Source organism: Aquabacterium sp. UBA2148 (assembly GCF_002328915.1).
Classification (GTDB): Bacteria; Pseudomonadota; Gammaproteobacteria; order Burkholderiales; family Burkholderiaceae_C; genus Aquabacterium; species Aquabacterium parvum.
This window is the reverse complement of record NZ_DCXA01000314.1, coordinates 1-9,086: the sequence shown is the minus strand read 5'-3', so window position 1 is coordinate 9,086 and position 9,086 is coordinate 1. Positions and strand designations below refer to the sequence as shown.

Here is a 9,086-nt window from a genome sequence, read left to right as displayed (position 1 = left end):
CTCGCGGTGCAGCGGGATGTTGGTGTGGATGCCTTCGACCACGGTCTCGGACAGGGCGGTGCGCATGCGGGCCAGAGCCTGCTCGCGGGTGTCGCCGTGCACGATGATCTTGCCGATCATGGAGTCGTAGTTGGGCGGCACGAAGTAGTTGGTGTAGATGTGCGAGTCCACGCGCACGCCAGGTCCGCCCGGGGCGTGCCAGGTCGTGATGCGGCCGGGCGAAGGGATGAACTTGACCGGGTCTTCCGCGTTGATGCGGCACTCGATGGAGTGGCCGCGCATCTCGATCTGGCGTTGCGTGAAGGGCAGCTTCTCGCCAGCGGCCACGCGGATCTGCATCTGCACGATGTCGATGCCGCTGACCAGCTCGGTGACCGGGTGCTCGACCTGCACGCGCGTGTTCATCTCGATGAAGTAGAACTCGCCGTTTTCATACAGGAACTCGAAGGTGCCGGCGCCGCGGTAGCCGATCTTCTTGCAGGCGGCCGAGCAGCGCTCACCCACCTTCTCGATCAGGCGACGGGGGATGCCCGGTGCCGGCGCTTCTTCGATGATCTTTTGATGGCGACGCTGCATGGAACAGTCGCGCTCGCCCAGCCAGACCGCGTTCTTGTGCTGGTCTGCCAGGATCTGGATCTCGATGTGGCGCGGGTGCTCCAGGAACTTTTCCATGTAGACCTGCGGGTTGCCGAACGCGGCGCCCGCTTCGCTCTTGGTGGTCTGCACGGCGTGGATCAGCGCAGCCTCGGTGTGCACGACGCGCATGCCGCGACCGCCGCCGCCACCGGCCGCCTTGATGATGACGGGGTAGCCAACGCTGCGGGCGATCTTGATGATTTCTTTCGGGTCGTCGGGCAGGGCACCTTCGGAGCCGGGCACACAGGGCACGCCGGAGCGGATCATGGCCTGCTTGGCCGAGACCTTGTCACCCATGATGCGGATGGACTCGGGCGTCGGGCCGATGAAGGTGAAGCCCGATTGCTCGACGCGCTCGGCGAAGTCGGCGTTCTCCGACAGGAAGCCGTAGCCGGGGTGGATGGCTTCGGCGTCGGTGACTTCGGCGGCCGAGATGATGGCCGGCATGTGCAGGTAGCTCTGCGCCGAGGGGGCCGGGCCGATGCACACGGCCTCGTCGGCGAGCTTGACGTACTTGGCGTCGCGGTCGGCCTCGGAGTAGACGACCACCGACTGGATGCCCATCTCGCGGCAGGCGCGCTGGATGCGCAGGGCGATCTCGCCTCGGTTGGCGATGAGGATTTTCTTGAACATGGCGAAGCCCTCGCCTTATTCGATGACGAACAGGGGCTGGCCGTACTCGACGGGCTGGCCGTTGTCGACCAGGATCTTGGTGATGGTGCCGTCCTGGTCTGCTTCGATCTCGTTCATGATCTTCATGGCTTCGATGATGCAGACGGCCTGCCCGGCCTTGACCTGGTCGCCGACTTCGGCGAAGGCCTTGGCGCCCGGGCTGGAGGCGCGGTAGAAGGTGCCGACCATGGGCGACTTGACCACGTGACCGGTTTCGGCCGGGGCTTCGGCGGCCGGTGCGGCGGCCGCAGCGGGGGCGGCGACGGCAGCGGGCGCGACCATGGCGGGCGCGGCGGCCACGGTCTGCATGACGACGGGCGCAGCACCGGCCTTGACGATGCGGACTTTGCCGTCGGCTTCGGTGATTTCGAGTTCAGACACGTTCGACTCGGAAACGAGGTCGATCAGGGTCTTGAGTTTGCGCAGGTCCATGGATGTTCTCCAGCGAGGTCGGCGAGCGGGTGGCGCTCGGGGTGAGCGGCAGGTGGGGCGTTCCGGGTGGGAAGGCTCAGCTGCCGGATGCGGGGGCCGTCGGCGGCGGTGCACCGAGGCGATCGAGGGCGGCTTCCAGTGCGAGTCGGTAGCCCGCCGCACCCAAGCCCAGGATCACGCCTTCGGCGAGGTCCGAGAAATAGGAGTGGTGGCGGAAGGCTTCGCGCCGGTGGATGTTCGAGAGGTGCACCTCGATGAAGGGCAGCGCCACGCCGGCAAAGGCGTCGCGAAGGGCCACGCTGGTGTGCGTGAACCCGCCCGGGTTGATGATCACGAAGGAGGTGCCATCCGTGCGGGCGGCCTGGACCCGGTCAATCAGGGCGCCTTCGTGGTTGCTCTGGAATGCCGTCAGGGCCGCGCCGCGGCGGGCGGCGTGGGCGCTCAGATCCGAATTGATCTGCTCCAGTGTGGTGGACCCATAGACCTGCGGTTCACGGGTGCCCAGCAGGTTCAGGTTCGGGCCATGGAGGACGAGGATGTGCATGCGTCACCGGGTGGGCCAGGGCGCCTCATCTGACAACGAGGCACGCAAGATCACCCGAGAAAATGAACGTAGCTGAATTTTACTTGCAATAGCCCGAAATTCTCGGTTTTTTGCCGGAAATGTTTCGGGTTGATCCGGACGCCTCAGGCGGGGGCCATGGCGCGGGCCAAGGTGGCCAGCTCGTCGAAGTGGGTGGCGCCCATCTTGCGGTGGCGGATGCGGCCCTGGGCGTCGATCAACACGGTGAAGGGCAAACCGCCTGCCGTGTTGCCCAGCGTCTGGGCCAGCTCGGTGCCGCCGAAGCCGGCCAGCGCGACCCCGAATCCTACCTGTACTTTGGTCAGGAATTCCTTGACCGGGGTCGGGCCGTCGATCGCCAGGCCCACGACCTGCCAGCCTGCTGGCGAGAACTCGCGGTGGAAGCGGTCGAGTTCGGGCATCTCCTTGACGCAGGGCGGGCACCAGGTCGCCCAGAAGTTCAGCAGCAGTGGTTTGCCTTGCAGGCCGACCCAGTTGAAAGGGGTGCCTTGCGGGGTGTCGAAGTGCACGTCCCAAAAGCCGGCGGGCAGCGGCTCGCCCGTGGCGACGTTGGGGTCTTGGGCGGGTGAGGCGCCTTGGGGCTGGGCGGGCGAAGTTCCGGCCACAGCCTCGGTGCTGGCGTGGCGCTGCCAGCCCCACCAGGCGCCCGCTCCTGCGGCGGCGAGGCCCGCGGTGCCGAACAGGGCGGCGCGCCGGCTCACGCCCCGCTGGGAGGCGAGGGAGCGGCCGTGCTCGGCAAGCGGGGGGTGTTCGGTCAAACGTTTTGGCATGTTCTGGGTGGGGGGGATTCAGGTGTCGGCCAGCAGGCGGCGCAGGGCGACCAGGTCGCCGCGTTCGGTGCGGCCGCGGGCGTCGGGCTTGAGGGCGCCGCGCAAGTCGTCGGCGTCGAGGATGGTCAGGTGCAGGCCGATGGGCTCGCCCAGGGCTTCGCAGTCCACGGTCAGGCTCAGCCGATCGACGGTGCCGCCGCGCGGACCGGGTGCGCTGGAGACATCGTAGTCCACGCCCTTGCTGAGCAGCTGGATCTCGGCGGACTTGCTGTCGTCACAGTAGAGCTGCAGGTGGATGTCATTGAGGCGGGTGGCGGTGCGGCGCCAGACGGCGCCGCTGAGGTGGGGGCGAAAGTGGGCCAGGCGCTGCATCCAGAGGGCGGCGAGCTCGCGCAGCGCGCGCAACTCGGTGGGTTGGGTGTCGGCGCAAAAGACGCTGAGGTACTCGAACACCGCTTCTTCGAGGGCGTCGTTGCCAGGCAGCTCGGCGCGGGCGCCCAGGCCGAGTTGCTTGATGGCGCGGCGCTTGGCCGGGCCGTACTCCAGGCCCTCTTCGACAACGAGGCGCGCTGCGGTCGCGGCGATTTCCTGGGTGAGCGGGTTCATGGTTGGGCCTGTCGGGTCCGATGGGGCGACTTGGCTGGCGTCGCGATGTGTCCAAAGGACCCTCGAGGGCGGGTTTCCACGTGTGAAGGGTTTCGCGAAGTGTCAGGCAGCTGACGATTGGAGCGCATTGAAACACAGGGGTTCGATGACTTCCTAGGGAAAACCAAAGCGAGGTCGATCGGGGGTGAATCGTGAGAATTGTTACACCCGCTGTCACCGACCGAGGAAGCCCATGAACAAGACCCTGCCCCCATCCCGTGCACGTCGCGCGGTGTTTGTCAGCGCGATGCTCGGGACCTGCGTCCTGGCCGCATCGCCGATCGCGCAGGCCGCCGAGGCCAGCGCCACGCCACAGGTCACCGTGACCCAGATCGGCCAGGGCATCGAAGGTGCAGCCTGGGCCTTGGCCAACATCGCTTCGAACACGGCGCAGGCGGCGGCGAGTTTCGCCAAATCCGGCGTGGCGCCCGAGCCGGGTGACTACAACGCCTGGCAGCGCACCTGGAACCTGGTGACCCCGCCCAAAGCCGATGTGCCGGTCAACCAGACCACCGACCAGCGATTCGCCTACCCCTTGATTGCCACCCAGGGCGGTGGCACCAAGTCCGGCTACAACCCGCGGGCCTTCTACAAGTGGCAGCAGGTCAACCTGCCGGCCTCCACCGGTGCGCGCTGCGGCAACGGCTCGCCCTACAAGATCTTCGTCAACCTCAGCCCCAACACCCGCAACATCCAGATTTTCATGGAGCCGGGTGGTGTGTGCTTCAACTACGAGCAGTGCGCGGGCAAGACGGCCTGGGGTGCCTTCAACCCCGAGGGCGTGCCGGACAACTACACCAGCCTGTTGTCGTACACGAACGGCAAGCTCAACGTGTCGACCACGGGGGCGCTGGAGTCGCCGATCTACCAGCGCATCCCGCTGACCACGAACCAGCGCCTGAAGATGCAGGACTGGACGACCATCTACATGCCTTATTGCTCGGGCGACGTGCACCTGGGCGACAACACCAAGGTCTACACCAGCGCCGATGGGCAGGCCACGCGTGTGCAGCACTACTCGGGTGTGCAGAACGTGATGGCCACGCTGGGCTGGGCTCGCACCAACCTGCCACGGCCGGCGCAGGTCTTCCTGCATGGCCAGAGCGCGGGCTCGGTGGGCTCGGACGCTCAGAAGGTGGCGGTGCGCACGGTGCTCAACCCCAGCTTCCGGCAATTCAACATGCACGATTCGGGCTCGATGTACCCGGGCGACTGGACCACCTCATCGCCGCAGGAAATGCCCAGCTCGGTCATGTACAAGCGGGTGGCTTCGGAGCTGTTCAACTTCGACGCGAGCAAGCCCGATGCGCGCACGCCGCTGCTGCTGGTCAAGCAGGCCCTGCCCGAGTTCAACTGGCGTGATTTCTCGAGCGTGCGCACGGCTTATGCCAACAAGTGGCCGCAGGACCGCACCCTGTACGTGCAGAGCATCACCGACCTGAACTTCAGCGGCTTCATGTACCAGGACAACCCGGGCATGTTCGAGGTCTCCGCTGCCGAGAACGGCGGCAAGGCCGGCTCTGCCCGCGCCTTCCTGTCGCCGCAAGGGCGCTTCACCACCGACCTGCACCTGCGCGACCTCGGTCGCATGCTGGCCCAGATCGATGGCATGGGGCCGAACACGGGCTACTTCTCGCCGAGCGGTCGCACGCTCAACGCCTCGCACTGCCTGACGGTCATCAACTACGAGAACACGACCAACCCGGACACCGGTCGCGACGTGGTTTCGGCGTTGCGCAACCTGGTGGACCTGAGTTCGCCGCCGGTGTTGCGCGAGCGTGCTTCGGACCCGTACTGGGGGCTGTACCAGCCGCTGGGCCCGGTCAACCGCTCTTTGCTGTCGCTGCTGATGCCTGACATGTTCACGCCGGTCAGCCAGTCGAACTGAGCGCTCTCTCCTGTGCTGTGCTTGCTCCGCGTCCTCCCCGAGGGTGCGGGGCTTTTTTCCTGCTGACATGAACAAACGAGCTGTGGTCGGGGGGCTGTGTCTGCTGGCAGCCCTCCTGGTTGGGGCGATGTGGTGGATGGGGCGCCAGGGTGCTGGTGGTGCGGCGGTGGCAGAGCGCGCCAATGCCGTGGCGGCGCCGTCGCCGTGGTGGGGCGCATCGGGCCCGGCTGCTGGTCTGCCGGGTGCGGAGCTGCCCGCATCGGGCGCGCCGGACGCGGCCGAGTTCGCTCGCCTGAGGCAGGCTTACGAGCGCCTGTCGCCCGAAGACCGGGCTGCGGTGGACCAGGCGCGTGCCTACGAAGGTTTCATGGGCCGCATGCAGGCCCTGCTGGGCAGCGGCGGCGCCCGTGTGCTGAGCCAGTCCGAAGCCCTGCAGGTCATGGATGAGGTCGATGCCTTTCAGCGCGAGGACTACTACTCGCTGGCCCATGCGCTGCAGCTGAAGATGGCCATCGCACGCATGGCCTGGCAGGGCGGAGAGCTCGATGGCAAGCTGGCCGCCATGCAGCAGCAGTTCGAGCGCGAGCACGCGGCGCTGGTGGCGAAGTCGGACCCGAGCAAGGATCCGACCTTCGTGGCCTTCAAGGCCGAGGAGTCCGCGATGATCGCGCAGGCGCGGCGCATGGCCGCCTTCCCGGACGGCCTCACACGTGACCAGTACATCATCCGCGAGAGCGAGAGGATCCGCGCGCGCCACTACCCGGACTGAACCGGCTCGATGCCACTGGGCAGCTTGTCAGCGTGGCAGCTTGGGCGTGCCGGGCCCCCGTCAGGCCGCTTCGATCCAGACCGGCACGGCGCTGAACGCCGCGTTGGCCGAGATGCGATCGGTCTGGCGGTCGTCCGTCAGGTCGTTGATGCTGGCGCCGGCGTGGGCGCTCGCCACCTGCAGCCGCACGCCTTGGCGATCGTGGCCCCAGCCGTGGGGCAGGCTGACCACGCCCGAGCGGATGTCGGGCGTGACGTGCACTGGCACCTGGATGCGGCCGGTGCGCGAGGCCACCGTCACGGTCTGGCCTTCGCTGATCGCGTGGCGCTGGGCATCTTCGGGGTGGATCCACAGCGTGCAGCGGGCCTTGCCCGACACCAGGCGTTCGCTGTTGTGCATCCAGGAGTTGTTGCTGCGCACCTCGCGCCGGCCGATGAGCTTGAGGGTCGGGCGGCCGGTGTCGTTCTCTGGCAGCGGGTTGGTGAAGGGCGCGATCAGTTGCGGCAGCTCGCGGCGGATGGCCGCAGGCATCAGGTCGATGCACTTGCCGCGCGCCTGCAGGGCCTTGCCCAGCGAAGGCTGGAGCGGGCCCAGGTCGATGCCTTCGGGGTGGGCTCGCAGCTTGTCCATCGTCACGCCGCGATTGGCCGCGCCCGATCGATTCAGGCCAATGGCCAGCAGGCGCTGGGGCGACAGGCGTTTCATCAGTGCACGCGAGAAAAGGCCGGTCAGCCGCGAGCGCACGCCACCACGCTCGAGCGACCAGGTGCGGCGGGCGTAGCGCTGGGCCAGCTCGCTGTAGATCTCCCAGTCGTGCAGGGCGCCAGGCGCGCGATCGACGATGGCATCGCTGTAGCGCGCCACGTTGCGCACGGCCAGGTGCAGGAAGACGAGGTCGTAGTGGTCGTGCTCCACGAAGCAGGTCGGCGGCAGGATGACGTCGGCGTGGCGCGTGGTCTCGTTGACGTAGAAGTCGATGGAGACCATGAAGTCGAGTTGCTCGAGCGCTTCGTCGAGCTGGCGGCCGTTGGGCGTGGACAGCACCGGGTTGCCCGCGGCCGTGACCAAGGCCTTGATCTGACCCTTGCCGGGTGTGAGCATCTCTTCGGCCATGACGGAGACAGGCAGCTCGCCGCTGAACTCGGGTGCGCCCCGCACGCGGCTGCGCCAGGCGTCAAGGTGGCCGGGGCCCATCAACTTCATCTGGATGAGGTTGAGGGCCGGGCTGGTCAGCAGCGCACCACCTTCGCGGTCGATGTTGCCGGTCAGCAGGTTGATGACCTGGATGGCCCATTGGCAGACCACGCCGTGTGCCTGGGTGGACACGCCCATGCGGCCGTAGGCCACGCCGCCGCCTTGGCTTGAGGCGGCAGCCAGCTCGCGTGCGATGCGGCGGGTGGTGGCCGCGTCGATGCCGGTGTGGGCGGCGGTGGCTTCCGGGCTGAAGGGCGCGACGGCATCGCGCACGGCCTTGACCTGGTCGAGCAGGGGCTCGAGCGCGCCGGGTTGCGTGAGCTCTTCACCGAACAGGGTGTGGATCAGGCTGAGCAGGAAGGCGGCGTCGCTGCCCGGATCGATCGCCAGGTGCTCGTCGGCGATGGCGGCGGTCTCGGTGCGGCGTGGGTCGACCACCACCAGCTTGCCGCCGCGGGCCTTGAGCGCTTTGAAGCGCGCGCGCACATCGGGCACGGTCATCAGGCTGCCGTTGGAGGCCAGCGGGTTGCCGCCCAGCACCAGCATGTACTGGGTGCGGTCGATGTCGGGGATGGGGATGGCGAGTTGGTGGCCATACAGCCAGTGCGCCACCACGTGGTGTGGCAACTGGTCGGCGGAAGTGGCCGAAAAGCGTGAGCGCGTTTTCAGCTGGCTCAGGAACAGGTGGCCGTGGGTGACGTTGCCCCAGTTGTGCACGTTGGGGTTGCCCTGGTAGACCGCCACGGCGTTGGCGCCATGTTGCTCGCGCACCGTGGCCAGGCCCTCGACGACCATGTCGAAGGCCTGTTCCCAGCCGATGGGCTCCCAGCGGGTGACGCCACCTTCGACCACGCGGCGCACGGGCTGGCGCAGGCGGTCGGGGTCTTCGTGCAGGTCCTTGAGCGCAACCGCCTTGGGGCAGATGTGACCGCGCGAGAGTGGGTCGGCGTCGTTGCCCTTGACGCTGATGATGCGCGCTCGCGGGCCTTCGCCCTGGACCTGGAAAGTCAGGCCGCAGATGGCTTCGCAAAGGTTGCAAACGCCATGTTTGGTCGTGATGGGTGCGTCGGCAGCCGGCGCGGTGGGGGCATGGGCCATGAGGCGTCCTCGTGGTGGGATGACCCGAGATCATGCCAGCTTGTCCCCGGCTGCGTATCATCCGGGTTCACCCTGATTTCATCTGCGGCCGAGCCCATGCAACTGCAACCCAAACACGTTCAGCCCGTCGTCATGGCCGGCATCATGGCTTTCATCATGACGGCCTTCATCACCTGGCTGAACCTGGGATGGCGGCCGGACTTCCTCAAGCTCTGGGCGCGGGCCTTCGTGATCGCGTGGCCGGTGGCCTCGCTGGCGGCCTTCGTGGCCTCGCCGATCGCGCCCCGGATCACGCAGGCGATCTTGCGGTGGGTGAATTCGGCTCGGTGAGTCCGGCGGCGTCGGGGGCTTGTGCTGCTTCGGTGTCTGCGGCGGCCTTGGCCTCGTCGGAGGGCGCCT

Annotated in this window: 9 protein-coding genes; 3 read left to right on the top strand and 6 right to left on the bottom strand. The window is 67.5% G+C overall.

Going from position 1 to position 9,086, the window contains the following annotated elements:
• The 5 genes from accC to B2W70_RS17670 form a co-directional block, all read right to left on the bottom strand.
• The coding region (gene accC / locus B2W70_RS17690) for an acetyl-CoA carboxylase biotin carboxylase subunit (protein WP_286747811.1) at positions 1–1,269 on the bottom strand (1,269 nt) is incomplete at its 3' end.
• A gap of 15 nt (positions 1,270–1,284) precedes the next feature.
• Positions 1,285–1,740: an acetyl-CoA carboxylase biotin carboxyl carrier protein gene (gene accB, locus B2W70_RS17685; RefSeq protein ID WP_286747809.1), complete on the bottom strand. Its 456-nt coding sequence runs from the start codon at positions 1,738–1,740 to the stop codon at positions 1,285–1,287.
• A gap of 76 nt (positions 1,741–1,816) precedes the next feature.
• Positions 1,817–2,284 carry a type II 3-dehydroquinate dehydratase gene (aroQ, locus tag B2W70_RS17680; RefSeq protein ID WP_058086673.1) on the bottom strand — a complete coding sequence of 156 codons (468 nt, stop codon included), beginning with the start codon at positions 2,282–2,284 and terminating at the stop codon, positions 1,817–1,819.
• Between the two features lie 143 nt (positions 2,285–2,427).
• On the bottom strand, positions 2,428–3,093 hold the full coding sequence (locus tag B2W70_RS17675) for a TlpA family protein disulfide reductase (RefSeq protein WP_286747807.1): 666 nt from the start codon (positions 3,091–3,093) through the stop codon (positions 2,428–2,430).
• Between the two features lie 18 nt (positions 3,094–3,111).
• Positions 3,112–3,699, bottom strand: a complete 588-nt coding sequence (locus B2W70_RS17670; protein ID WP_286747805.1) for a hypothetical protein — start codon at positions 3,697–3,699, stop codon at positions 3,112–3,114.
• 232 nt (positions 3,700–3,931) lie between these two features.
• Between B2W70_RS17670 and B2W70_RS17665 the strand changes: the two genes are divergently transcribed.
• Positions 3,932–5,626, top strand: a complete 1,695-nt coding sequence (locus tag B2W70_RS17665) for a pectin acetylesterase-family hydrolase (RefSeq protein WP_286747803.1) — start codon at positions 3,932–3,934, stop codon at positions 5,624–5,626.
• A 67-nt stretch (positions 5,627–5,693) separates the two neighbouring features.
• Positions 5,694–6,395 carry a hypothetical protein gene (locus B2W70_RS17660; protein WP_286747802.1) on the top strand — a complete coding sequence of 234 codons (702 nt, stop codon included), beginning with the start codon at positions 5,694–5,696 and terminating at the stop codon, positions 6,393–6,395.
• 60 nt (positions 6,396–6,455) lie between these two features.
• Here B2W70_RS17660 and B2W70_RS17655 read toward each other — a convergent pair whose 3' ends face one another.
• Positions 6,456–8,687, bottom strand: coding sequence for a molybdopterin-dependent oxidoreductase (locus tag B2W70_RS17655; RefSeq protein WP_286747800.1), 2,232 nt, complete (start codon positions 8,685–8,687; stop codon positions 6,456–6,458).
• 96 nt (positions 8,688–8,783) lie between these two features.
• On the opposite strand from B2W70_RS17655, the gene B2W70_RS17650 reads away from it, so the two are divergent.
• Positions 8,784–9,017 (top strand): DUF2798 domain-containing protein, encoded by a 234-nt coding sequence (locus B2W70_RS17650; RefSeq protein WP_058086678.1) that lies wholly within the window; start codon positions 8,784–8,786, stop codon positions 9,015–9,017.
• Positions 9,018–9,086: the final 69 nt, after the last annotated feature.

What these genes read in the sequence shown, in the direction of transcription:
- B2W70_RS17655 (WP_286747800.1), bottom strand. Translation starts at nt 8,687, where the DNA reads ATGGCCCATGCCCCCACCGCGCCGGCTGCCGACGCACCCATCACGACC.
- B2W70_RS17650 (WP_058086678.1), top strand. Translation starts at nt 8,784, where the DNA reads ATGCAACTGCAACCCAAACACGTTCAGCCCGTCGTCATGGCCGGCATC.
- B2W70_RS17675 (WP_286747807.1), bottom strand. Translation starts at nt 3,093, where the DNA reads ATGCCAAAACGTTTGACCGAACACCCCCCGCTTGCCGAGCACGGCCGC.
- B2W70_RS17670 (WP_286747805.1), bottom strand. Translation starts at nt 3,699, where the DNA reads ATGAACCCGCTCACCCAGGAAATCGCCGCGACCGCAGCGCGCCTCGTT.
- aroQ (WP_058086673.1), bottom strand. Translation starts at nt 2,284, where the DNA reads ATGCACATCCTCGTCCTCCATGGCCCGAACCTGAACCTGCTGGGCACC.
- B2W70_RS17660 (WP_286747802.1), top strand. Translation starts at nt 5,694, where the DNA reads ATGAACAAACGAGCTGTGGTCGGGGGGCTGTGTCTGCTGGCAGCCCTC.
- accB (WP_286747809.1), bottom strand. Translation starts at nt 1,740, where the DNA reads ATGGACCTGCGCAAACTCAAGACCCTGATCGACCTCGTTTCCGAGTCG.
- B2W70_RS17665 (WP_286747803.1), top strand. Translation starts at nt 3,932, where the DNA reads ATGAACAAGACCCTGCCCCCATCCCGTGCACGTCGCGCGGTGTTTGTC.